This is a genomic window from Carnobacterium sp. FSL E2-0243, assembly GCF_038003605.1.
GTDB classification, from domain to species: domain Bacteria; phylum Bacillota; class Bacilli; order Lactobacillales; family Carnobacteriaceae; genus Carnobacterium; species Carnobacterium maltaromaticum.
In genome coordinates this window covers 3,096,970-3,122,380 of sequence record NZ_JBBOPM010000001.1, presented here as the reverse complement: position 1 = coordinate 3,122,380, position 25,411 = coordinate 3,096,970, and the positions used below count along the sequence as shown (strand labels likewise).

At 35.2% G+C, this 25,411-nt stretch carries 20 protein-coding genes and 2 riboswitches; of the genes, 19 read left to right on the top strand and 1 reads right to left on the bottom strand.

Going from position 1 to position 25,411, the window contains the following annotated elements:
- Window positions 1-14 precede the first annotated feature (14 nt).
- The 5 genes from MHI00_RS14760 (at window position 15) to MHI00_RS14740 (ending at window position 8,321) form a co-directional block, all read left to right on the top strand.
- Window positions 15-845: a carbohydrate ABC transporter permease gene (locus tag MHI00_RS14760; protein ID WP_015075419.1), complete on the top strand. Its 831-nt coding sequence runs from the start codon at window positions 15-17 to the stop codon at window positions 843-845.
- Between the two features lie 40 nt (window positions 846-885).
- The gene (locus MHI00_RS14755; protein ID WP_341114584.1) at window positions 886-3,114 is read left to right on the top strand and encodes a glycoside hydrolase family 3 N-terminal domain-containing protein; all 2,229 of its coding nucleotides are present in this window, start codon (window positions 886-888) and stop codon (window positions 3,112-3,114) included.
- Between the two features lie 19 nt (window positions 3,115-3,133).
- Complete coding sequence (locus MHI00_RS14750; RefSeq protein ID WP_341114583.1) at window positions 3,134-6,478, top strand: GH36-type glycosyl hydrolase domain-containing protein; 3,345 nt, start codon at window positions 3,134-3,136, stop codon at window positions 6,476-6,478.
- A gap of 107 nt (window positions 6,479-6,585) precedes the next feature.
- A complete protein-coding gene (locus MHI00_RS14745; protein WP_317912959.1) occupies window positions 6,586-7,557 on the top strand; it encodes a LacI family DNA-binding transcriptional regulator in 972 nt (323 codons plus the stop codon).
- 14 nt (window positions 7,558-7,571) lie between these two features.
- Complete coding sequence (locus MHI00_RS14740; RefSeq protein WP_341114577.1) at window positions 7,572-8,321, top strand: alpha/beta hydrolase; 750 nt, start codon at window positions 7,572-7,574, stop codon at window positions 8,319-8,321.
- 550 nt (window positions 8,322-8,871) lie between these two features.
- Here MHI00_RS14740 and MHI00_RS14735 read toward each other — a convergent pair.
- Window positions 8,872-10,257 (bottom strand): lytic polysaccharide monooxygenase, encoded by a 1,386-nt coding sequence (locus MHI00_RS14735; protein ID WP_341114573.1) that lies wholly within the window; start codon window positions 10,255-10,257, stop codon window positions 8,872-8,874.
- A gap of 544 nt (window positions 10,258-10,801) precedes the next feature.
- Here MHI00_RS14735 and MHI00_RS14730 point away from each other — a divergent pair.
- The 14 genes from MHI00_RS14730 to eutA all read left to right on the top strand — a co-directional run bounded on the left by MHI00_RS14730 (window position 10,802) and on the right by eutA (window position 25,341).
- Window positions 10,802-11,611: a DUF4430 domain-containing protein gene (locus MHI00_RS14730; protein WP_341114571.1), complete on the top strand. Its 810-nt coding sequence runs from the start codon at window positions 10,802-10,804 to the stop codon at window positions 11,609-11,611.
- 202 nt (window positions 11,612-11,813) lie between these two features.
- Complete coding sequence (locus MHI00_RS14725; RefSeq protein WP_010053943.1) at window positions 11,814-12,212, top strand: DUF4430 domain-containing protein; 399 nt, start codon at window positions 11,814-11,816, stop codon at window positions 12,210-12,212.
- On the top strand, window positions 12,202-12,732 hold the full coding sequence (locus tag MHI00_RS14720; RefSeq protein WP_341114568.1) for an ECF transporter S component: 531 nt from the start codon (window positions 12,202-12,204) through the stop codon (window positions 12,730-12,732). Before MHI00_RS14725 ends, MHI00_RS14720 begins: the two co-directional genes overlap by 11 nt.
- Before the next feature lie 202 nt (window positions 12,733-12,934).
- Window positions 12,935-13,136: riboswitch (cobalamin riboswitch) on the top strand.
- 175 nt (window positions 13,137-13,311) lie between these two features.
- Window positions 13,312-14,691: a cell wall protein gene (locus MHI00_RS14715; RefSeq protein ID WP_341115209.1), complete on the top strand. Its 1,380-nt coding sequence runs from the start codon at window positions 13,312-13,314 to the stop codon at window positions 14,689-14,691.
- A gap of 117 nt (window positions 14,692-14,808) precedes the next feature.
- Window positions 14,809-15,690, top strand: a complete 882-nt coding sequence (locus MHI00_RS14710) for an energy-coupling factor transporter transmembrane component T (protein WP_015075428.1) — start codon at window positions 14,809-14,811, stop codon at window positions 15,688-15,690.
- Window positions 15,669-17,309 (top strand): ABC transporter ATP-binding protein, encoded by a 1,641-nt coding sequence (locus MHI00_RS14705; protein ID WP_341114557.1) that lies wholly within the window; start codon window positions 15,669-15,671, stop codon window positions 17,307-17,309. The genes MHI00_RS14710 and MHI00_RS14705 overlap by 22 nt, the downstream gene beginning before the upstream one ends.
- Entirely contained in the window at window positions 17,296-17,985 is a 690-nt protein-coding gene (locus MHI00_RS14700; protein ID WP_056999782.1) for an ECF transporter S component, read from the top strand. The genes MHI00_RS14705 and MHI00_RS14700 overlap by 14 nt, the downstream gene beginning before the upstream one ends.
- A gap of 211 nt (window positions 17,986-18,196) precedes the next feature.
- Window positions 18,197-18,625: a EutP/PduV family microcompartment system protein gene (locus tag MHI00_RS14695; RefSeq protein ID WP_341114554.1), complete on the top strand. Its 429-nt coding sequence runs from the start codon at window positions 18,197-18,199 to the stop codon at window positions 18,623-18,625.
- Between the two features lie 18 nt (window positions 18,626-18,643).
- A complete protein-coding gene (locus MHI00_RS14690; protein WP_187957981.1) occupies window positions 18,644-19,219 on the top strand; it encodes a cob(I)yrinic acid a,c-diamide adenosyltransferase in 576 nt (191 codons plus the stop codon).
- A gap of 55 nt (window positions 19,220-19,274) precedes the next feature.
- Window positions 19,275-19,422: riboswitch (adenosylcobalamin (AdoCbl) riboswitch) on the top strand.
- A 476-nt stretch (window positions 19,423-19,898) separates the two neighbouring features.
- Complete coding sequence (locus MHI00_RS14685) at window positions 19,899-21,035, top strand: 1-propanol dehydrogenase PduQ (protein WP_010053955.1); 1,137 nt, start codon at window positions 19,899-19,901, stop codon at window positions 21,033-21,035.
- Window positions 21,036-21,242: 207 nt separating this feature from the next.
- Window positions 21,243-21,587 carry an ethanolamine utilization microcompartment protein EutS gene (gene eutS, locus MHI00_RS14680; RefSeq protein ID WP_010053956.1) on the top strand — a complete coding sequence of 115 codons (345 nt, stop codon included), beginning with the start codon at window positions 21,243-21,245 and terminating at the stop codon, window positions 21,585-21,587.
- A gap of 102 nt (window positions 21,588-21,689) precedes the next feature.
- Window positions 21,690-22,262 carry an ANTAR domain-containing response regulator gene (locus MHI00_RS14675; RefSeq protein ID WP_010053958.1) on the top strand — a complete coding sequence of 191 codons (573 nt, stop codon included), beginning with the start codon at window positions 21,690-21,692 and terminating at the stop codon, window positions 22,260-22,262.
- Complete coding sequence (locus tag MHI00_RS14670) at window positions 22,255-23,682, top strand: sensor histidine kinase (protein ID WP_135053815.1); 1,428 nt, start codon at window positions 22,255-22,257, stop codon at window positions 23,680-23,682. The genes MHI00_RS14675 and MHI00_RS14670 overlap by 8 nt, the downstream gene beginning before the upstream one ends.
- Window positions 23,683-23,910: 228 nt before the next feature.
- A complete protein-coding gene (gene eutA, locus MHI00_RS14665; RefSeq protein ID WP_015075437.1) occupies window positions 23,911-25,341 on the top strand; it encodes an ethanolamine ammonia-lyase reactivating factor EutA in 1,431 nt (476 codons plus the stop codon).
- Window positions 25,342-25,411: the final 70 nt, after the last annotated feature.

Here is a 25,411-nt window from a genome sequence, read left to right as displayed (position 1 = left end):
TTGGAGAGAAAACTATGGGAAATTTTCAAGCAAGACAAAAAAGACAAAAATTGATTGTTGGATTGTTCTTAGCGGTTTGGGGCTTCATCACGTTTGTGCCGTTTATTTGGATGATTTTATCTTCCTTTAAAACAAATCCAGAAATTATGCAATTAAATCCAAGTATTTTACCGAAAAATTTTACGTTTGACAATTTTATCAAGTTATTCCGTGATATGAATTTTGCGGTTTATCTAAAAAATACGTTAATTATTACTGGCTTTTCTTTCTTTGGACTTTTTTTAAATGCGATGGCAGGGTATGGTTTTGCTAAGTTTAAATTTAAAGGTAAAGAAAAATATTTTATGCTCGTTTTAGCAACAATGATGATTCCGGGACAAGTAACGATGATACCTGTTTACCTATTATTAAATGTAGCAGGGTTAACTAATACTATGGCTGGGATTATCTTACCTGGTTTAGTCGGTGCTTTCGGGATATTCTTATTCCGTCAATTTATGTCTACCATCTCAGATGAAATTATTGAAGCTGCTCGTTTAGATGGAGCCAGTGAGTTTTATATTTTCACCCGAATTATTTTGCCAATTTCTAAACCAATTCTAGCTGTTCAAGGAATTTTAACCTTTATTGGTGGCTGGAACTCATTTATGTGGCCATTAATTATTGCAAATGATGAAAAATTCTATACCCTATCTGTTGGTTTATCATTATTAAAAGGTCAACACGGCAACGATTATGCCTTACAAATGGCGGGATCAACCTTCATGGTTATTCCAATCATTATTATCTTTATGATGTTCCAAAAGTATATTTTACAAGGCTTTAATGTTTCAGGATTGAAATAAGTTTATAATCAGTTAGTTTTTAGTATCAGCATCCTTTTCTATGTCAAAGTTGGGGGAACTAACTCTTTCTTTACAAGAAGAGGGTGCTTTTAAAAATCAAAATTTGGAGGAACCACCCATGCAAACAGCAGAATTAGAAGGTTTATTAAGTCAGATGACTCGAGAAGAAAAAGTGACTCAGTTGTTGCAATTAGCAGCTGGTTTTTATATTGATTTAGATGCAGTGACTGGGCCGATTGAAGAAATGGGCTTAACTGAAAAGATGATTGAAAATGCTGGAACCGTTTTAGGGATTTCTGGCGCAGAAGATGTTATTCGGACGCAAAAAAGTTATTTAGAAAAAAATCGCTTAGGTATTCCGTTAATTTTTATGGCTGATGTGATTCATGGCTATAAAACTATTTTCCCGATTCCGCTAGCTTTAGGGAGTTCTTGGAATACTGAATTAGCAGAAGAAACGGCTCGAATTGCTGCTTTAGAATCAGCAGTATCAGGTTTGCATGTTACTTTTTCACCAATGGTTGATCTAGTACGTGATCCGCGTTGGGGTCGTGTTATGGAGTCCACTGGAGAGGATGCTTTTCTAAATGCTGAATTAGCAAAAGCTTTTGTGCGCGGCTATCAAGGAACGGATTTGAAAAATGATTTTGAACGAGTTGCTGCCTGTGTGAAGCATTTTGCTGCTTATGGCGCACCTATTGCTGGTCGAGAGTACAATACAGTGAATATGTCAGAAAGACAATTGAGAGAATCCTATTTGCCAGGCTACAAAGCCGCTTTAGATGAAGGTGCTAAGTTAGTGATGACGGCATTTAATACAGTGGATGGTGTTCCTGCAACAGCAAATAAATGGTTGATGCGTGATTTATTACGCAACGAGTGGGATTTCAATGGTGTTTTGATCTCTGATTGGGGTGCAGTGAAAGAATTAGTTCCTCATGGAGTCGCAGCAGATGAAAAAGAAGCGGCTATTTTAGCTTTAAATGCCAGTGTTGATATTGAGATGATGACAATGTGTTATATGGATACTTTGGAAGCCTCTATTGAGGCTGGAGAAATTGAAGAAGCTTTAGTCGATGAAGCCGTACTTCGCATTTTGAATTTGAAAAATGATTTAGGATTGTTTGAAAATCCTTATCGTGGGGCAGATGCAGAGAAAGAGAAAGCAGTAGTCTTGAGCGAAGAGCATCGTTCACTTGCTAGAAAAGCAGCTGAAGAATCGATTGTTCTTTTAAAAAATGAAGGTGTTCTACCTTTAAAACAAAATCAAAAAATTGCTTTAATCGGTCCGGGAGCAGAGTCAAAAGATATTCTAGGAGCATGGGCTTGGCAAGGAGAGTCTGAAAAGGCTATTTCATTAGCTGAAGGACTAGCTCAACATGTACCTGCTGAACAACTATTGATTGCAAAAGGCTGTGATATTTTAAGTGGTACTCAAGCCGAAATGGATGCTGCAGTTGTAGTCGCTAAAGAAGCAGATGTAATCGTCTTAGCTTTAGGTGAAAATTCAGATATGAGTGGTGAAGCGGCTAGCCGAAGTGATATCCGTTTACCAAAAATTCAATTAGAACTATTGGCACAACTGAAATCAGTAGGTAAACCGATTATTGTAACGTTATTTAATGGTCGTCCATTAGATATTCATGAATTAGAAGTTGCTGGGATTGTTGAAGCATGGTTCCCGGGAACAGAGGGCGGAGCAGCTTTAGCCAATATCTTAATGGGAGCAGTCAATCCATCGGCTAAACTAAGTATGTCGTTTCCTTACAACGTTGGTCAAGTTCCAGTTTATTATAATCCAGATAATACAGGACGCCCAGAATTAGGTCGATCAGTAGATGAAAAATATGTTTCTAAATATTTAGATAGTCCAAATGAAGCTCTCTATCCATTTGGCTTTGGACTAAGTTATACATCATTTTCATATTCAGATATGACCTTATCAGCTACTGAATTAAAAGATTCTGAGACATTAACAGTTGAAGTAACAGTCAAAAATAGCGGTAAATATACAGGCAAAGAAATTGTGCAACTGTATTTACGAGATATTGTTGGAGAAGTCGTTCGTCCAGTTAAAGAGTTAAAAGGATATCAAAAAATTGAATTGGCTGCAGGTGCTGAAAAAACAGTGAGCTTTACAGTAACAGAAGAACAGTTACGTTATGTACATCAAGACTGCTCATTCAGTAGTGATAGCGGAGTATTTGAAGTAATGGTTGGCCCAAGTAGTGCTGAAGTTCAAAGTGCAAGATTTAAGTTAATCAAGTAATTTAAAAAAGGAGTCCATCATGACAACAACACAAAATTTAATCCAGTTTCAAGCTGGAAAAACAACAGTTCAATTTTTAAAAAGTGGCGATATTTATGAAATTAACCACGCAGGAACAATGTATAATCAGGTCCATACAAATATGATTGATGGCTCACTGAACAATATCTATTTACGAAAATTAGAGAATGGAAAAATTAAGTTCTTTCCTTTAGTCGGTGTTCAATCTCAAAGTGCTCTTTATCAAGGGGATAATCAATTAAAATGGACGGGCATAGCCGGTGGAGTTGAGTATGAAGTTATTTTTAGCTTAACTGAAGATGATTGTTGGTTTTGGGAAGTTCATTTACAAGGAAATCAAGTCGAAGTAGATGTGATTTATGGTCAAGATGTTGGGTTAGCAGGCATTGGAGCTTTGCAATCTAATGAGGCCTATGTTGGCCAATATATTGATCATACCGTTTTTAAAGATGAAGAGACTGGTTTTACCGTTTGTTCAAGACAAAATCAACTTCAATCAGATAACCAATTTCCTTATTTCCAACAAGGAAGCTTAACAAAAAATAATGGATACTCTACTGATGGCTTCCAATTTTATGGTTTGTCCTATAAAGAAACCAACAGCCCATTTGCTTTAACGCAAGAAAATCTAGCAAATGAAATCTATCAATATGAAATGGCTTATACAGCTTTGCAATCAGAACAAGTGGAGCTTAATGGGAAAGCGACATTTGTGTTTTATGGATTTGCTGCGGAAAATCATCCTTTAGCTATCACAAAGGTTGAATATCAAGAAAAAATTCAACAAGCTTGGCAAGAGTTGAAAGAAAAAGATTCTAGCGAGTTTATTTTACAGGAAACAGTTAAAAGAGCAGTTAATTTTGGTGAACCCGTTCAAACAGAATCCTTAACAAAAACTGAGATTACGCATCTTTTTCCGAGTCGTCAAGCAGAGGAATATGATGGGGAACAGCTTTTATCATTCTTTACAGATCGCGAAGCGCATATTGTTCTAAAAGAAAAAGAATTACAAATGGAACGGGCCCATGGTCATATTTTATTAAGCGGAGAGCATTTAACAATCTCTGATGAAATTATTACGACGACTTCCTATATGTATGGTTTATTTAACGCTCAAGTAGTTTTAGGAAATACTTCTATGAATAAATTAATGAGTAATGCTCGAAATGCACTGAATGTTATGAAAACATCTGGGCAGAGGATTTATATTGAATTAAATGGAAGCTATCATTTGTTAACCATGCCTTCTGCATTTGAAATGAGTTTCAATTATGCAAAATGGTATTATAAATTGGCAGATGACATGCTAATTATCACAAATTATACAACCGTAGCAGATGCGGAACTTAAATTAGAAGTAAGAAGTCAGTCAGGTCATGCATATAAATTTATTGTGACGAATCAAATTACAATGAATGAAAATGAATATAATGTGCCTTTTAATATGGAAAAAGATGGAAATACGTTAACTTTTACACCAGATAATCAATCAACAATGGCAAAGAATTATCCTAATTTAGCTTATTATATGCAGATAGACAAGGCTGATTTTATTGTAGCAGATGACCATTTGTTAGTGGAAAGCCAGTTAGATAGCGCATATCCACTTGTCGTAATTGCGCTAGCAGAAACAGCAGAGTTTGATTTAACGATACAAGGGAAAACACAAGGAAATGGGTTTCAATTCGCTCAGCGTGACTTTGCAACAGAAGTGAACAAATATAACCAATATTTTGAAAAAATCATGAATCAATTTAAATTAACTCATGAAAATAAAGACATTCAAACAGAAATGAGTCGCTTAAACACTTTAGCATGGTGGTATACACACAACATGTTGGTCCATTATTTGATGCCTCATGGGTTAGAGCAATACGGTGGAGCGGCTTGGGGGACCAGAGATGTTTCTCAAGGTCCTGTTGAATATTTCTTTGCTACGGATAAGGCCGAAATTGTTCGAGATATTATTCAAACATTATTTGCCAATCAATTTGAAAATGACGGGAATTGGCCACAATGGTTTATGTTTGATAAATATGATCAAATTAAGGCCGAAGAAAGCCACGGTGATGTGATTGTCTGGCCGTTAAAAGTAGTTGGAGATTATTTGAAACGTACGGGTGATTATTCATTACTAGAAAGCCAAATTCCTTATACAGATCGAAATACTTTTAAAAAGACTACTATGACAGTTTCATTACTAGAGCATTTAAGAAAAGAAATCGACTATATTAAAGGCAATTTCTTGGCGGGAACTTATTTATCTTGCTATGGCGATGGTGATTGGGATGATACGCTGCAACCTTACGATAGTCGCTTGAAAAAGAATATGGCAAGTAGCTGGACAGTAGCCTTAACTTATCAAACATTAAAACAATTAACTGAAGTTTTGGCTGGAAAAGCACCAGAATTTTCACTGGAAATTGCTGAATTAGTTACTGGAATTGAAAAAGATTTCAAAAAATATATGCTTCAAACAGACGTAATTCCTGGCTTTGTCTATATGGAAGATCCAGAGCATGTGGAACTAATGATTCATCCAACTGATACGAAAACTGGAATCCAATATCGTTTATTGCCAATGACTCGAAGCATGATTGGTGAGTTGTTAACGCCAGAAGAAGCAGAAGCTCATTATCAATTGATTCGCCAAGAGCTTTATCATCCAGATGGCGTGCGTTTGATGAACCGTCCTGCAACCTATCAAGGTGGTGTAAGCACGAACTTTAAGCGAGCAGAACAAGCTGCAAACTTTGGGCGCGAAGTGGGATTACAATACGTGCATGCGCATATTCGTTTTACTGAAGCGATGGCAAAATTAGGGAAAGCAGATGAAGTTTGGCGTGGCTTTTCTGTTATTAATCCGGTTCAAATTACGGATGTGGTAGCCAATGCTGAAAGACGTCAAAGTAACGCTTATTTCAGTAGTTCTGATGGAAACTTTAAAACGCGTTATGCAGCTCAAGAACACTTTTCGGAATTGAAGACAGGTGATGTCACGGTTAAAGGTGGCTGGAGAATTTATTCTAGTGGACCAGGAATATATATGAATCAATTGATATCAAATGGTTTAGGAATTCGTAAGGAGTCTGACCATCTAATCTTTGATCCTATTCTAACGAAGGAACTAGATGGATTGATCTTTAAGTATGAGTGTTTAGGTGTTCCTGTTGAAATTCACTACCATGTGGGACAACAAGAAGTAAAAGGAATTAAAGTTAATGGTGAGTTGTTACCAAGTGAAATAGAAACGAACCGCTATCGAGATGGTGGGATTAAGGTAGCTAATGATGTGCTTAAAGCTGCTTTGCTGAAAAGTCAAAAAATCGATATTTATTGCTAAGCTAAATAAAGGTCTTTCAGAAAAAGAAACGTTTCGATATTGATTGTTTGATAGTAAAACGGATGGTATAATTGAGTTAAATTAGCCAATAGAAGGTAGGGAACATAGTGGTAGGTATTAAAGATATTGCAAAAAAAGCAGGAGTATCTATTTCAACGGTCTCGTACGCTTTAAATGGCAGTCCGAAGGTTACAGAGGCAACTAGAAATCGTATTAGGGCTATTGCAGATGAGCTGCATTATGTGCCAAATATGGCAGCACGTACGTTAAAGCGTCAACAAACAAATATTATTGGTGTCTATTTAACTAATTATGGTGGGTCTTTTTATGGACAACTATTAGAAGGGGTAATGGATACACTATTTGCTAAAGGTTATGAAATGATTGTTTGCTGTGGCGATAAATCACATTTATTTTTACCAGAGCGGATGATTGATGGCGCAATTATTTTAGATGCTACTTTTTCAGATGAAGAAATAATGCGTTATGCAAAAAGAGGACATCAGATTGTTGTTTTAGATCGTGAGTTGGAGCATCAAAATATTAGACAGGTATTGTTAGATAATAAAGCAGGTGCTACATTGGCGATTGACTGCTTAAAGTATAAAAGTGAGCGTCCATTTTATATTGTGACTGGACCCGTAGATTCCCAAGATAGTCGTGAACGTCTGAAAGCTTGTCAAATTGAATTAGATCGTTCTGCTACACCTTATCAGCTTATTGAAGGTGACTTTACTGAGAAATCCGGTCGTCTAGCAGCTGAAAAAATTCACCGAGAGTACCAAGAGCCAGTAGCGGTCTTTTCTTTAAATGATGAAATGGCGATTGGTATGTACAAATATTTTGCTAAAACTGAATTGAACATTGGTGAGGAAATTGATTTAGTTGGATTTGATAATACAACAGTCAGTGAATATTTGGTTCCTAGTCTAACAACTATTGAATATTCTAAACATAAATGGGGAGCTGTCGCAGCTAGCAAGTTACTTGAACTTATTCAAGGTGAGAAGACTGAAAATGAGTTGATTTATACTAGTTTAATCCGAGGGAATTCTGTCGGAGAAAAATCAGATTTATAAAGGAGCGGGTGGGAATGGCGGTTCTTTCTAGTCGCTTTACGTCCAAAACGTTAGATTTAGCTATGTCTTTTCAAGTGATAATACCGCAAGAATTTAAGGAACCCTTACCAGTTCTTTACCTACTCCATGGACTATCAGATGACGATCACTCATGGATAGATAATACAGCTCTAGTGCGTTATGCATCAGATATGCAGTTAGTTATTGTTATGCCACAAGTCCATAGGAGTTTTTATACAGATATGGTTGAAGGTGGGGCTTATTGGACTTTTCTGACGGAAGAGCTTCCTGATTTAGTGGCAAGATGGTTGCCAATTTCTCTCGAAAAAAACAAGACATTTGTTGCTGGTTTATCTATGGGTGGTTATGGTGCTTTGAAATGGGGCTTAAATTATCCTGATAAATTTGTTGGTATCGCATCTTTGTCTGGTGCAACAGATTTAGTCACAATGTGGAAAGATGATGCAAATCGTGATTTGGAATTTAAACGATTATTTGGTTCGATAGAAAAATTAGAAGGTAGTACAAATGATTTGTCTTATTTAATTAACCAGGTTAAAGGACAAGCTAATGTTCCTGAGATTCTTCAAATTTGTGGGACAGAAGATTTTTTATATGATTATAATCTTAATTTCTCAAAGAGATTACTGGAGTTAGGTTTTAATTATAGTTGGGTTGAAGAAAAAGGTACGCATGACTGGATCTTTTGGGACCAACAGATTCAAACAGTTTTAGACTGGATATCTAAGAAAATAACGAATTAAAAAATAACTATCTAGTTAAATACTAGGTAGTTATTTTTTTGTAGGAATGTTTATTCTTGCCTTAACGAAGCTAGTGATTGACGTACTAAAAAAGACAAAAAAATAACCGTTCATTAACTTTTAGCAGAGTTAAACGGTTATATTCTCTAATTTAATTTCGCTACCGTCTTAAACAGATTTACATTGAGGACGTGTTAACCGCACGTCTTCCTTTTGTATTTTTAAGTATAACATGGTTCCTATTATTCAGTCGATCTAAGGTGTTCTTCCTTTGTCTAAATCGTAATTAAAATAGTTTATGCAACTAATTAGATATTATGAGTATGCTTCGTTTATTTTTGGATTTTGCAACATTCTGTATACTCTAGCTACGGTAAATATACTTATTTGTGGCATCATTAAATTAAGCTTTTTGGAATAGTTGCATATTCAATCACTTTATTCTCAGTAAAAAAAAATTAGTTATTTTAAAATTTATTAGTAGGTACTTCTTCCTTAATATAAATAGTGCTTCCTACTAAGTCTAAGCTAGGAAGCGATTCTACTATCTTTATTTTACTTCTTCAAAAAGGCTATTTGGTATGCCGGGAGCCCAAGTCAAGTCGCCATAATTTACATGTGTGTTTAGAACTTTATAATTTTTTCCTTGGTAAGAAACTAATTCATTGGCAGTGTAACTTACAGGGTTACTGAATGACCCTACTTTCCATTCTCTATGCTCATTCATTTCTTTTGCGGTTGTAACTTTGAATGAATCACTCTTATCTGAAATATTTCCACCAATACTAACTGCTTTGACAGTATAGACATAGTTTGTTTCAGCATTTAATCCTGTATCTAAAAATCTATTTGTTTTAGTCGTTCCAACTTTTTTTCCATCGCGATAAACCGTGTACTCTTTAACTGCAATCGGATGTGTTGATTCTGTCCACATTAAATCGACAGAATTTGAAGTAGTTTTCATTGAATGAACTTTACTTGGAACAGATGGTTTTTCTGTATCTTCTGCTGGTGTTTCTTTTGTTTCTACAGAGACAACTGAACTTTTTTCTGATACTTTACCGTCAAATCCAACAGCCTCTACTTGGTAACCATAAGTAGTTTTTTCTTGCAAATCTATATCAGTAAAAGTTGTTCCGCCGACAGTTCCTACTTTAATAGTATCACGGTAGATATTGTATTCTTTAGCATCTGTATTAGTTGGAGCTGTCCATGACAATTTAATAGACTTGTTTGTAACTTCATCTGATTTTAAATTTTGTGGTTGGTTAGGAGTTTCGCCTTCTTCTCCGGAACCATCATTTTTTAAGTTAACATCAATAACATTATAAAAGGCATTTGGCGTATCAGCAACATCCCAAACTGCAAGAATCACATAATAACCAGTGCGGTCTGTTGGAACATTAATTTTATGCACAGGATTATTTGATGGCATTGAACCATCATGATTAACAGTGCCAATCAATTCGAATTCAGAACGTGTTAAAGGCGCATTAGGGTTCCAACCTTTTTTGGTAATATAATAATGCCATTTTGTTGTTTTATGTTCGGCAGTATATTTCCAAACGAAAGAATTAACTCCACCAGTCATTTCTTGTTTATCCCAACGATTAAGTGATTGTTGATCTAAAACAAAATCGCCTATTTGTCCTAAGCCTCCATCAGCTGAAGCTATTTTACCGTCAGCCGGTCCAGCTTCTGGAAAACCTTTTGGAGATTCTAGCGATTGTGGATTTGTGATAACATTTCCATATTTTTCAAGAGCAGGGCCCCAACCGATAGAATTTTTTGCTAACTCGCCTGCATAACCTCGACTAACAGGCTGCTCTACATAACCATGCGCCGAAGCGAAATTTGTAGAAAAGAAAAGAGCTCCTCCTAAAATTGCTGATGATAAACCTAATTTCATTGCTTTTGATGCTGTCAATTTTTTCATCATAAAACTCCTTTATTAGTTAATAGGTTTTCATCTTAGCATAAGTAATTCATGTATTTATGCATATTTTTTTACATGAATGTAAAGAAAAAAGTTGGTATTTATAACTAAAATATGAAAAAAAGAACTTATTGTTTATGTGATTTAAAAGTGTAAGTTGTTTTTTGAAAATTTGTTTTAAAAATGAAAGTTGTATCATTTTTTTCATATTTAGGTGTAGATTTATCAAAATTAAATACTAAATTCATAAAAAAAGAAGAGCATTATGTCTGAGAGAGAAAGAACAAACTATCAGAAGTGAACACATGAATTATATGTGCAATTTAAAAATTAACTCCTTAACACATTTTTGCTTGATGGTATTTTTCTAGTTGTATTCCATTAAATAGTTCTCTATAATCAAGATGAAACAAAATAAGGAATTTTCCTTATGCTCTATACTCCATGTGAAATAGGAATAAAAATTGATTTGGGGAAATTTTTATGCACTTATTATGGAGTAGAAAGTAATTAAAAGCGGAATATTTTAGTTGGAGGGAATCTTGTGAATAAACGCAAAATTCAAATAGCAGTCATTTCAATCATTGCGGTACTAACATTGGGTGGTGCTTTTTTAAATAATAAATATGCTCACGTGGCAACACCTCAACAGAATAAAACACAAGTAGTCAAAAAAGAAACAAAAAAAGATACAGTGGCTAATTCTAAAAAAACAGCGAAAGAAAAAAAGGAATCGCTTGAATCAGAAAAAAAGAACGAAAGTAGTAAAGAAAGTTCTAAAGAAGCAGATACAGAGAAAAAAATAGCAGATAAGAATGTTGAGAAAGCAACTTCAACGGTCATAGAATCAGCTGATGATGTGCAAGAAGAAGTTGCTAATAGTACGACCAATAACGAAACTAAAAATCCTGTTGTAGAACATAAAGAAGAGCCGAATGCTCCTCCGACAACGCCAAGTCAACCAGAACCAACGCAGCCAACTCCTGAAAATAAACCAACACCAGAACCGAAAAAAGAAGTAACTTTTTCTATTAAAGGAACGGCTACTAACTCAAGTTCTTACTTTATTAGTCCACAAAAAGTTGAAATGAAAGAGGGGCAAAGCGTGATGGATGTCCTTTCAGACTATTGCCGAAATAATGGGATTCAAGTAGGTATTCGTGGGGGCACGTATGTCGCAGGCATTAACAACTTATATGAATTTGCTAAAGGTGCGGAAAGCGGTTGGCTTTACCGAGTGAATGGAGTATTTCCTAGTTATGGTGCTGCTCAATATGCAGTACAAGTTGGGGATACAATTGAATGGATGTATACGGAAAACATGGGGAAAGATGTAGGTGCTCCACAAGTATAGAAAAAAGTAGCACATTTTTGGCATTTACTAAACATGAATAAAAATTGAAACTAGCGATAATGAGCCGTTAGCAGACTAAACGATTTCAATTTTAAGTGGTTTGATTTGCCTTAAATTGTTTAGTTCGCTACAACTAGTTGTAGTGGTGCTCTGGCTTCTTTATACTAATAGCAAGTTTAACAATAAAAATGGAGGTTTTTTTATGAAAAAAATAATACGTTTAGTTTTATCTATAGGGGTTATTGCTTTAATCGTTGGGTGTGGCAATGCAACTGTTACCAAAGAAGATTCATCTAGTTCTAAGACTAAAGATGTGACAGTAACAGTCATATTAAAAGAAAATCACAAAGAGTTTGATCAGAAAAAAATTGAAGTAGCTGAAAAGACAGACTTACAAACAGCTATGGAAAAGAATTTTGACGTAGTAACAGATAAAGGTTTTATCAAAAGTATAGAGGGTAAAGAACAAGATAACGCAGAACAAAATACAAAAGGTAGTTACTGGATGTATGATATCAATGGAGCTCCAGCAACTGTGGGAGCGAGTGACACGAAGCTTAAAGATGGCGATGAAATTGTGTGGGATTTAAGTGGACAATAACACTATTTCATCTAGATTTACTGTTCGTAGGATTGCCTTTTTAGCTTTGATGGTGGCATTGTGCCAAGTTAGTCGTATGATTTTCCAATTTTTACCTAATGTTCAACCTGTAACTGTAATTTTAATTTTGTTGACCTTACATTTAGGTATTTGGGATGGAATTTTTGTAGCAACACTATCTATTTTGACGTCTAATTTGATGTTAGGAATGGGTGTTTGGACGATTGCCCAGATTGTATCTTTTGTTATGATTGTTTTATTAACGGGTCTAGTGATTCGTCCTTACATTCATAAAATTCCCTTTTTAGTAATGGTTTTTTATTGCGGGTTGATGGGATTTTTTTATGGCTTTATTATCTCTTTAGTTCAAGCCCCATTCTTTGGTATTCAAGCTTTTTGGCCCTATTTTTTAGCTGGGGTTCCTTTTGACGCAATGCATGCAATTGGCAATAGTGGCTTCTATTTTATACTTGCTCCAATTTTAACACCACTATTGAAAAAATTTGTTGCTGTTAATTAAATAGAGTGTTTTAAAAAGGTTAGAATTTTTTCTAGCCTTTTTATAGTTGATAAAGTAAATAGCATTATTTTGTTGTGTACGAAAAGATAATCGGAACTGAAAGAGGAATGAAAACGGTATAAACAAAGCTAAACGGTAATTTTTATAAGAACTAAAAAAGAGTAAAAATTTGTGCTTCGCTAAAATTGAACTTGTAACTAGTAAAAAATTTACCTATAATGAGTGCTAGAAAGCACAAAACCGACATGTATTAGGAAGTAGGGAAAGAGGTGTAAATCCTCTACAGCCCCAATCTACTGTAAAAATGACGAAATCTCAAATACCACTGAATAGATTTTTATTCGGGAAGGTGAGAAAGTAGGATGAATTTGAGTCAGGATACCTCTCTTAATACCCATAGTTACTACAATTCTTATTGGAGGAATTGTCTAGTACAATTCATCAGATAAAGCAAAGTTTAACCGCTTCTTTGTGTATCTATTTTTTAGCATGAGTCTGTCTCTAGGCATCCTTTTATAAACATTGGATGTCTATTTTTGTGTTTCTAAATAGAAATTGGAGGAGAAAAAATTGAAAAATATGAAACAAAGATTGATTACGCTGTTGGCAACATTTACTTTAATGATTGGGTTTGTGGCAGTACCAGTAAGTTCGGCTTATGCTGCGGTAACCGTAGACGAAGCAATTGATGGCGCAACGGCTAAAATGTTGGCTGATGGGTTTATATCAAGTGATTGGGAAGCATTAGCTATAGCAAGATCGAATACACCAGCGAGTAAAGAACTACGCCAAGACTATTATGATTCTATTGTTTCTTCTATTAGTCATTCATCTTATTTTTCGGCAACTGACTATGAGCGCACAATTATCGGTTTAGTGTCTATTGGGGCTGATCCGACAAATATTTCTGAAGCAACACAACGTAATAATTTAATTGATGATTTATATCATATGGATGTAGCTAATTCTGGAACGAACGGCATAATCTATGGGATTTTAGCTTTACAAACAAAAGACTATGAAGTGCCAGCAGATGCAGTCTTTTCAATTCAAGATTTGATTGATAAATTAATTAGTTTACAAAAAGTTAGCGGTGGTTGGGCGCTTTTTGGTTCAGCTAGTGATATTGATATTACAGGAATGGCAATGACTGCTTTAGCTAAATATAAAGATATGCCTGAAGTAGCAGCAGCTTTAGACCGAAGTGTCGATTATTTATCGACAGTTCAATTGGAATCAGGTGGGTTCAAAGGATGGTCAAATGAAAATTCAAATTCCCTTTCACAAGCTATAATGGGTCTTACAATGACTGGAAATGACCCTACTGGACCTAGATTTACCAAAAACTTCAATGCCATTGATGCTTTAATGACTTATAGAACAGATGATGGAGGATTTAAATGGTTGTTAACTGATGCCGGAAGCAATTCGATGGCTTTAGATCAAGCAGCTTACACTTTAGCTCAGTATAAAGCCTTTTTAAATGGTGGAGCATCAATTTACGATTTTGTGAACAATCCTGTACCTCAATTAATTGAAACACCTGTTGATCCAGATCCAGAGGTAACAGACCCAGAAGTAACGGATCCAGAAACAACTGATCCAGAAGTAACCGATCCAGAAACAACAGAACCAGAAGTCACAAATCCAGATCCAGGAGTAACAGAGCCAGAAACAACTAATCCAGAAAAAGAGAAGACACCAGATCCTACACCAACAGAGAAACCGACTGTTGTTGAGCCTGTTGCTGTAAAAGAGGCTGATAAACCAGCAAATTTAATCAAAGCACCGATTTCAAATACAGCTGAAAATACGAAATCAGATGAGACAAATAATTTTCCGAAAACAGGTGAATCAAGCGAATTCGGCATATTTACTGCGTTATTAGGAAAGAGTATTGTGCTTATTGGTTTAATCGTTTGGTATGAAAATAAAAAGAAACAAACCGCTAAAGCTTAATTCAATACGCTTATAAATAATGTATATGCTCTGTGCATCAAATAAAATAGATACCTATTTTATTTGATGCTTTTCTATGATAATGAGTCAAGTAGAACAAAGTAAAGGAGTGAAAAAGTGCGCACTGTCTTAAATTCAGTTCATCCATTTACAAGTTTTTGTTATTATATTGGTGTCATTCTTTTAAGTATGATGTTTTTACATCCTATTTTTTTAATTGGGGAATTAATCGTACTAATTATGTTTAATCTTTATCAAAATAATGGCGCAAAAATGAAAAAAATGATTCAAGGCTCGTGGATTTTTATCTTAGCAATTGCTGTTATTAATCCATTACTAAATCATCGAGGAAGTCATTTTTTATTCTATATTGGCCCTAATCCAATTACGTTAGAAGCTGTAGTCTATGGTATTCTGATGGCATTATCCTTTAGTTGTTTACTTATTATTTTTATTTCTTACAATAGCGTTATTTCTAGTCATAAATTCCTCTATTTATTTTCGCGAATATCGCCTCAATTGGCTTTACTAACGATGATAACGATGCGCTTTGTTCCGCTTTTTATTCGTCGATTAACAACAATAACAGCGATTCAAAAAACACGAGGAATTCAAATGGAAACTGGGAAAATAAAAACACGCGCGTATAATGGCATGCATTTAGTTCAAATTTTATTAGTGTGTTCCTTGGAAGAAGCTTTACAGACAGCTGATTCCATGGAAGCACGAGGATATGGAGTGAAAAAACGGACTACTTATCTAAGTTATCAATTAGAAATGCGAGATATTCTTAGTTTGATTTTTGGCGCTTTAATTTTAATTAGTTGTATATATGGTAAGTTAAATGGTTTTGGAAATTTACAAATTTATCCTGAGTTAGGAACCTTGGGTTTATCTATTATTCAGAACCAAGTCTTATTAGTTTTAACTTTGTTATTTGTAAGCTATCCGTTGATTTTGGAAGGGAGGGAATTGTTATGGTGGCGTTGGCAGAAATAAGGAATTTAAGTTTTACCTACCCAGAGGAAAAAAAAGAAGCTTTGGTTATGAATTCTTTAGTCATTGAAGAAGGTGATTTTTTAGTTTTAGCAGGTTCTTCTGGAAGTGGAAAAACGACATTATTACGTCATTTTAAAAAAGAATTATGGCCAATTGGTACACGAACTGGAGCCTTATTTTATAAAAATGAAAACTATCAAGAGTTGTCGGATATTCGGTCAGCAACCGAAATCGGTATGGTTTTTCAAAATCCAGAAAACCAAATTGTGATGGATAATGTCATGGGGGAGTTAGCTTTTGCGCTAGAAAATATTGGTTGTCCACCTAAAATTATTGAGAAACGAATTGCTGAATTAATCAGCTTTTTAGGCTTCCAAGATTTACTTGAGCAGTCGATTCATACTCTTTCTGGTGGTCAAAAACAATTAGTAAATTTAGCATCGGTTCTGATTTTACAACCCAAATTACTAGTTTTAGATGAACCAACAGCACAGCTTGATCCGATTGCTACACGTGATTTTTTAGGATTATTAAAAAGAATCCATGAAGAATTAGGTATTACAATCATTATGAGTGAACATCGACTAGACGAAGTTATCCCTTTAGCTACAAAATTAGTAATGATGGATGCGGGGGAAATTATTGAAAACAGTCCACCGATGATTGCTATTCAAAACTTATGGAAAATAGCTGAAAAGCAGCTATTTATTCCGCAAGTTCCACGTTTATTTTTAGAGATGGGATCCTCCTCGTTACCTTTTTCAGTATTGTCAGGCCAACGAGCATTGCCACCTTTATCTACACCGGAAAATGAACAAAAAAATGAATCAGAAAAAAGGGATGAGAATCGTTTTTTAGTTGCTAAATCAATTGCTTTTCAATACGAAAAAAATGGGCGTTTCATTTTGCGAGAATTAAATTTTTCAATCAAAAAAGGTGAATGGATCGGTATTGTTGGGAAAAATGGAACGGGAAAGTCAACGTTTTTAATGGTTTTAGCAGGTTTATTAAATTGCCGTAGAGGTAAGGTTACGCTAGAAGGGAAAAGACTGGATAAAATTGATTTACAGGAGCGCTATGAACGAATTGGCTATGTTTCTCAAAATCCTGCTTATCATTTTGCTTATGATACTGTATTTGATGAATTTTATCAGCGTAGTATCCAAATCAAGTTGAATAATCCCGATTTGGCGGCAAAAGAAATGCTAATGGAACTAGAAATTGAACATATTTCTGCTAGAAACCCATTAGACTGTAGTGGTGGAGAACAGCAACTCGTTTCTTTAGGATTGGCATTGCTATCTAATCCAGAAATCCTGTTATTAGATGAACCAACGAAAGGGTTAGATCCAGTTAGGAAGCATCATTTAGGTACGCTTCTAAAAAAACTAAAAGAAGAAGGTACCACTATCGTAATGGCGACACATGATATGGAGTTTGCGGCAGCATATGGCACAAGAGCTGCATTGTTATTTGATGGTAAAATTATTTCTGAAGGATTTGTCCAAGATTTCTTTAGTGATAATTTCTTTTATACAACAGCAATTAATCGTTTGGTCCGTAAACAATTACCAAGGGCTTTAACATGGGAGGATGTGATTCCATATGTTAAGAGCTAAAAAGAATTTATGGGGATTGATTCTTTTTTTAATCTTTATGCTAGTACTTTCCGTAGCGATTAGTGATAAGTATTATTTATTAGTCAGTTTTTTATTTTTAATTGCGACAATGGTACCGTTGTATCGTCGCTTTGAAACGAAGAAAATTCGTTCGCGAGAAATTGTTTTTATTGCAGTGCTAGGAGCGATAGCTGCAACGAGTCGTGTGCCGTTTGCTATGATTCCAAGTGTTCAGCCAACGACGTTCGTCATTATCGTTTCAGCAATGGTGTTAGGTAGTGAAAGTGGGTTTGTAGTTGGAGCTACAGCAGCTTTGGTTTCGAATATGTTTTTAGGACAGGGACCATGGACTCCATGGCAAATGTTTTGCTGGGGAATGGTAGGATTTACAGCGGGTTTATTAAAAGATTCTCCCATCCTAAAAGATATGTGGAGTCGCTTGGTTTTTGGCTTCATTTGGGGATTTCTCTTTGGTTGGATTATGAATTTATGGTATGTGGTGGCTTATATTAATCCGTTGAATTGGATTGCATTTGTCCAAGCCTATGCCGCAAGTTTTTATTTTGATTTAGCCCATGCGTTATCGAATGTTTTTTTCCTGTGGCTATTCAGCCCATCATGGCTAAAAATTATTCGACGTTTTCAAAAAAAATACGGACTGATAAATTTAGAATAAAGCCATGCCAAAAAATCAAAGCTTGTGTTTTTCTTTTATTTAGCTTAAATTATAGCCAAGCTATAAAAAATAAAAAAGCTAGCTCTTATGAGCCAACTCCTCGAGAAAAAGATGTAAATCTGAGATGGCAAAAAGCGCCATATCGATTTCCCCTATTTTCTTGCCGGAGCTAAACGTCTCAACGAGCTTTTTATTAAGGAGGAGATAACTTATGAAAAAAGTTATGTTTATTGGCTCAATTGGTTGTGGGAAAACAACCTTGTGTCAAAGAATTAAGGGTGTTGAGTTATCTTATCATAAAACACAAGCTGTTCAATTTCATGCAGATATGATTGATACACCAGGTGAGTTTATTCAACATCGTCAATATTATAGCGCCCTAACAGTTACTGCAGCTGAAGCTGAGGTAGTGGCATTACTAGCCAGTGTTAGTGAAAAAGAACAAGTTTTTGCGCCACTTTTTGCTACCCTTTTTGCAAAACCAACGATTGGGATTGTGACAAAAATTGATTTAGCAGAAAATGAGGCCGATATTCTTGCTGCCGAAAAAAAGCTTTATTTGGCAGGTGCTAAAGTGGTATTTAGAGTTTCATCTTATGAAGATGCTGGGATTAAAGAATTAGTCGATTATTTACAATAGAGAGGGGTTCATTCTATCATGAAAATTTATACAAAAACTGGGGACAAAGGTATGACTCGTTTAGTAGGTGGAGCGCAAGTCAGCAAAGACTCAGCACGAGTAACAGCATATGGAACATTGGATGAATTGAATTCGTTACTTGGCTATATTGTCAGTCAAATGAATGATAGTGAAAATCCAGATATTAAAGCTGAATTAGCAGAAATTCAACAATATTTATTCGATTGTGGAACAGATTTAGCTACACCAGAAGGTATTCGTGATTATCGTATGACAAAAGAGCCAACAAAATGGTTAGAGTCACGCATTGATTTCTATACAGAGTTACCTCCTCAAATTGAGGAATTTATTATTCCTGGTGGTACACCAGTTGCGAGCCAATTGCACATGGCGAGAACGGTTGCTAGGCGAGGAGAACGACATATCGTTAGTGTTGCTTGGACAGCCGAAATAAATAGCCATGTATTGAAATTTACGAATCGCTTATCAGATTACTTTTTTGCAGTTGCTCGAGTCGTAAACTTCCGTGCTAATTGTTCAGATGTTAGCTATAAGCGTAGTGGAAAAGTTTTTCATAATGGTCCGACAAAATAAAGTGTAACGATTGCAAAGAAATTCAAATATGTTATAATAAAGCAGATAAAATATAGCTTGTTCATGCTATTTTAGAAAAATGGAAGTTTGGTGAAAATCCAACGCGGTCCCGCCACTGTAATAAGCAATGATTGCTTTAAGTCAGGTCTTTTCTTCTAAGATACTCTGGTACTGTTGTTTCGAGGCAAAACAATAGGCTTTTGTTCCAGTGCGCACTTGTCTCTGGGACTTTTTTTATTTGTCACACAAAATTGTGTGTAACCAAATCGTCCATTGCTTTTAGTAGGTGCCTTCAAGTGAACAAGTTGTTCTATGTAAAAGTAGAAATTTTATCGAGTTTCCTGTCTTAACTGGCAGGAAACAGCGCCAATTGCACAATGTTGTGCATAAAAAGACAGTGGGCAATAACCTTCTCAACGATGCTGAAGGAATAAGTACAACGACGTGCTTCGATTGCCTATCTTACTATGTAATTTCTAGATTGGTATTGACAGGGTTCTTCAAAAGTAGTAAATTATAAATGAATTGAATAGTTTCTCACAATGGTGTGGGGATAATCTAATATAGCAAAGAAGCTTTAGAAAGATGTGCAGGATGACTGCCTTTTTTCTAAAGCTTCTTTTTTTATTAAATTAAACAAAAATACCTGTAAAAAGGATTGAAAGGGATGTTGATAGATATGGAAAAAATAAGTTTTAAAACGGATTTATTTATTGGAGAAAATGCGTTAGATCGCTTGAAAGAGTATGAGAACAAGAAAATATTTATTGTAACCGATCCATTTATTGTTAGTTCAGGCATGATAGATGCTGTAACTTCAAGAATTAGTGCTAAAAATGAATTTGCAATTTTTAGTGACATTATTCCAGATCCGCCAATTGAAAATGTTGTGGCAGGGATCAGTGCATTAAATGAGTTTGATGGTGATATGATGGTAGCAATTGGTGGTGGATCAGCAATTGATGCAGCCAAAGCTATGAAATTTTTTGGTCAAAAATTAGGAACAGTCAAAGCAATGCCTTTTGTTGTGATTCCTACAACTAGTGGCACAGGTTCAGAAGTAACCAATTTCTCAGTCATTACCAACCAAGAAAAAGCGATGAAATATCCGATTGTAACAGATGCAATTTTGCCAGACGAAGCCATTTTAGATGCAGAATTAGTTCGAACAGTTCCACCAGCAATTACAGCTGATACAGGAATGGATGTTTTAACCCATGCTCTAGAAGCTTACGTGTCAACTAAAGCCAATGATTATTCGGATGCTTTATGTGAAAAAGTCGTGATGCTTGTTTTTGATTATTTAGAACGAGCTTATCGCAATGGAGACGATATGGAAGCACGGGAAAAAATGCACAATGCTTCATGTTTAGCTGGGATGGCTTTTAACATTACGTCATTAGGTTTGAACCATGGAATTGCTCATACCGCTGGTGCGAAATTCCATATTCCACACGGTCGTATGAATACATTACTTTTGCAACATGTTATTCGTTATAACGCTGGAATCACAGACTTCCAAAGTATTCCAACAAGTGAAGCTGCTAAGCGATACACGGCGCTAGCTAAGCTTTTAGGTTTACCGGCTAGTAATACACGCATAGGTGTCCGTAGTTTAATTAATGAAATTAAACAATTACAAAAAAAATTAAATATGCCAACAACGTTAAGTGAATGTGGCATAACTAAAGAAGTGTTCACAAAAGAAAAGCATGCTATTGCTGTTGGAGCACTAAAAGATGGATGTACGGCAACAAATCCAAGAATACCAAAAGAATTAGAGATTGAAGAGATTTTAGAGACAATGTTAGTTTAGAGGATTGACATCGCTTTCCAGCTAGAATATAATAATGACGAGCACAAAGGCGTGCGTAATAAACAATTACTGAGCAATGATGCTCCTTAAAAGAGATTCTGTCTTTTTTTAAGGGGCTTTTTATGTTCTTTTTTCTAACATAAGTATGATATCAACAAGTAATTTTAGGTCGGATTTTCCAATAACATGTAGAAAATAGGTGGAAAAATGGAAGAGAAACAAAGAATGATTCAAGAGTATGTACCAGGAAAACAAGTCACATTAGCGCACATTATCGCTAGTCCAGATCAAACAATCTATGAAAAATTAGGTTTATTGGAAAGTAACTATAATGCGATTGGCATTTTAACAATCACACCTAGTGAAGCAGCCATCATTGCGGTTGATATTGCAACGAAAGCGGCAAACGTTCAGATTGGATTTATTGATCGCTTTAGCGGATCAGTTGTAATTACAGGAGATGTTGCTTCAGTCGAGTCAGCATTATCTGAAGTATTAAGTGGACTTGAAACAATTTTAGGTTTCACTGGTACTAGAATTACAAAAACATAAGTGTCTAACTGTGTAGTGATTGTTTGGATAAGAAGCTTTGAAATTTTCTTAAATGCCTTTGTTAACGTTTTATTTGAATAAAAAAGAATAGGAAGTGACAGAATGAATGGAAGAATTGTAATAGTCGATGATGAACCTATTACAAGGATGGATATTCGTGATATTTTAGAAGCAGGCGGCTACGATGTTGTAGGCGAAGCTTCAGACGGGTTTGAAGCAATAGAACTTTGTAAAAGTCAACATCCCGATTTAGTCATTATGGATATTCAAATGCCTTTATTAGACGGTTTAAAAGCAGGAAAGAAAATTGCTTCTGAGAATTTAGCAGGCGGCATTATTCTATTATCAGCATTTAGCGATCCTACAAATACTGAACGAGCAAAAAATTTCGGTGCTTTAGGCTACTTAGTGAAACCTTTAGATGAGAAATCATTGATTCCGACGGTTGAAATGAGTATTGCTAAAGGCAAAGAAACACAAAAATTAGAAGAACAATTAAACAAGTTAACTAAAAAACTAGAAGAACGAAAAATTATTGAGCGTGCTAAAGGCATCTTAATGATTGAAAACAAAATTACTGAAGAAGATGCTTATCAGATGATTCGAACTCTCAGTATGGATAAACGTTCACCAATGATTGAAATCGCTGAAATGATTGTGATGACAGATGATTAAAGCTCAGATTGCTGAACTATGTAAAAAATATTCTGATTTAACTGAAGAAGATATTGCTGAAATTAGTTTTCAAGCTAGCAAAATAGAAATGAGTCCTATGTATTCTGAGCAAGATGCGTTCATTGATATTATTAACATATATACTAGTGAAGCGGTGGTTATTTATCATAAACCTCCATTAACTATTCCTTCGTTATATAAAGAGACAGTTGTAGGAAAAGCAGCGAAGCGTGAAAATGAACCTGGCGTTTTACGCACTTTTGAAACAGCTCTTAATTCAGAAGGCTTGCTTGCACGTAATCAAGAAGACAAGTTAATCAGACAAAAAGTCTATCCAATTCGAAATCATAAAAGAAATATTGCCGTTTTAATTGTTGAAGAAGATGTTAGTCAAACAATTAAAGAAAGCTTTGAAGTTAGCAATAAATACCAGGATTTTGTTGAAGTTTCCTCCGTTTTGCAGGCGATAGACTCATTTAATGAATCTATTGTTGATAATCTAAATGATGGAATTTTAATTTTTGATGAAGCTGGTTACTTATTACAAAAAAATAAAGCAGCAGATTCTTACTATGAAGCATTTGGCTATATTGGGAATATAATCGGTTTACATTATGATAATCTATCCCTAGACTTATCTACATTTGAACAATTAGTCTACTTGAGATCAATTGGGAAATGGTCAAATTCAGAAATCAAAGAAATTAAATTTGATACTTATTATTTTGCAATGAAGCAAATTTTTGTTGATAAGGAAAATGTTTTTATTATGATGTTACAAGACAAGACTGAAATTAAAAATAAAGAAGCTGAAATTATTTCTAAGTCGGTTGCGATTAGAGAGATTCACCACAGAGTAAAAAATAATTTGCAATCCGTTGTTTCTTTATTACGTATTCAAGCTAGGCGTTGTGAGAGCCAAGAAGCAAAAACAGCTTTGAATGAGAGTGTCAGTCGCATTTTAGCCATTTCAGCTACGCATGAATTACTATCAAAACAAGTTGAAGACGGAATTCAATTAAAAACTGTTTTAGAATCAGTTGTCTATAATATCCAGCGCTGTTTTTTGGATCGAAACCACATTACAGTTGTCAGTGATGTTAGCCCGGATATTGTGATAGATAGTGACCGAACAGTTGCGATTGCCTTAATAGTTAATGAATTACTTCAAAATAGTTATGACCACGCCTTTGGAAATGAACAAGTAGGGTTGATTAAATTAACAGCCCAAGCAGAAGAAAAAGTCATTACGATCTCAGTAATAGATGATGGTACTGGATTTGATGTTAAAAAAGTATCCACAACAAGTTTAGGTTTACAAATTGTAAATAGCTATGTAAAAGATAAATTACGTGGCAAAATAAAAATTAAATCAAAAGAAGAAACTGGTACAAGTACGCGTTTCTTCTTTAAAAACTAAGACTGACAACGATGTCAGTTTCATTAAGCAATGACGCTTTTCCTTGCCTCTTGACGCTTTAGCGCCTTAGAGACAAGGTATGCAGCGGCTCAAAAGCCGACTGTCGTCCTTGCTTTTTATTATGCTTTTTTTAGAAAGTCAGCTTAGTTTTTAAGGGTTAAATTGAATTTTGTATTGTTTTAAATTAGTCACGAAGCCAGTTCATTAGCAAAGGAGGAGCTCAGTACAATGACAGAAAAAATTCTAAGTGTTGGGATTGATTTAGGCACATCCACTACCCAGCTAGTTTTATCCGAACTATTCATTGAAAATATGGCCTCAGCCTTTTCGATTCCACGCATTGTGATTTCTGATAAAAAAGTTATCTATAAAAGTGATATTCGTTTTACACCAATTTTAGCCGATAATTTAATTGACGTTGAAGAAATTAAACAATTTGTTGAGGAACAATATCGAAAAGCGGGTATCCAAAAAGAAGAAATTCAAATGGGTGCAGTCATTATAACTGGCGAAACAGCCCGTAAAGAAAATGCGAGTAAAGTTTTAACGGCTTTAAGTGGATTTGCTGGTGATTTTGTTGTTGCGACTGCAGGTCCTGATTTGGAAAGTATTATTGCTGGTAAAGGTGCTGGTGCTCACACATACTCGAAGGAAAATCGGATGTCCGTTGTGAATTTAGATATTGGTGGCGGAACAACCAACTTAGCTTTGTTTGAAGATGGTGAAGTTAGTGATACAGGTTGCTTGGATATTGGCGGACGCTTAATTAAAGTTGATTCGACAACTAAGAAAATTACGTATATTGCACCAAAATTGCAAGAAATCATTGCCAAGCAAAACCTGCCAATCCAATTAAACCAACCAACAAGTGTTGAACAACTCCAACCAATTATTAAAGAAATGGTGCGCTTGCTAGAAAATAGTGTTGGCTTAGGCATGCAAAGTAATTTTTATGAACGAATTCTAACAAATAAAGGATTGCGCTTAGATCAACGCATCAAAGGTATCTCCTTTTCAGGCGGAGTTGCGGATTGTATTGCTAAAAACTTACCGGAAAATCCATTTAAATATGGTGACATTGGTTTACTCTTAGGGCAAGGAATTGCGAACTCAAGATTAGTTGAAGAGAAAGAAGTCATTCCATCTGTTGAAACAATTCGTGCAACGGTTGTAGGTGCTGGTTCTCATACTGCTGAAGTTAGTGGGAGTACGATTACGTATACAAAGGAAATTTTACCAATTCAAAATATTCCAATCTTAAAATTAGCACTAGCTGATGAAGTTGGAACGAGTCAGGAAATTGCTTCTAAAATTAGTGAAAAGTTGCAATGGTATCAACTAGAAAATGAATTTCAAATGATTGCCCTCGGGCTATCTGGTGAGAAGAGTCCCAGTTTTCAAACTGTTTTAAATTTAGCTGAAGCAATTGTCAAAGGGTTAGATACTTTAATTCAGCGCAAAGATCCATTAATTGTTATGGTGCAAGAAGATATGGCGAAAGCTTTGGGACAAAGCATTCATAGTCTTTTACCAAAAGATTATCCATTTGTCTGTTTAGACAGTGTCCGTGTTGAAAATGGAGATTATATTGATATTGGGAATCCGATTGCCAATGGAACAGTGCTACCCGTAGTTGTGAAGACGTTGGTTTTTAATTAGGTAGTGTCTGAAAACGATGGTTGCAGCTAAAGTTTTCAGAAGCAATTTAATTAAACCACTGATTAATAAA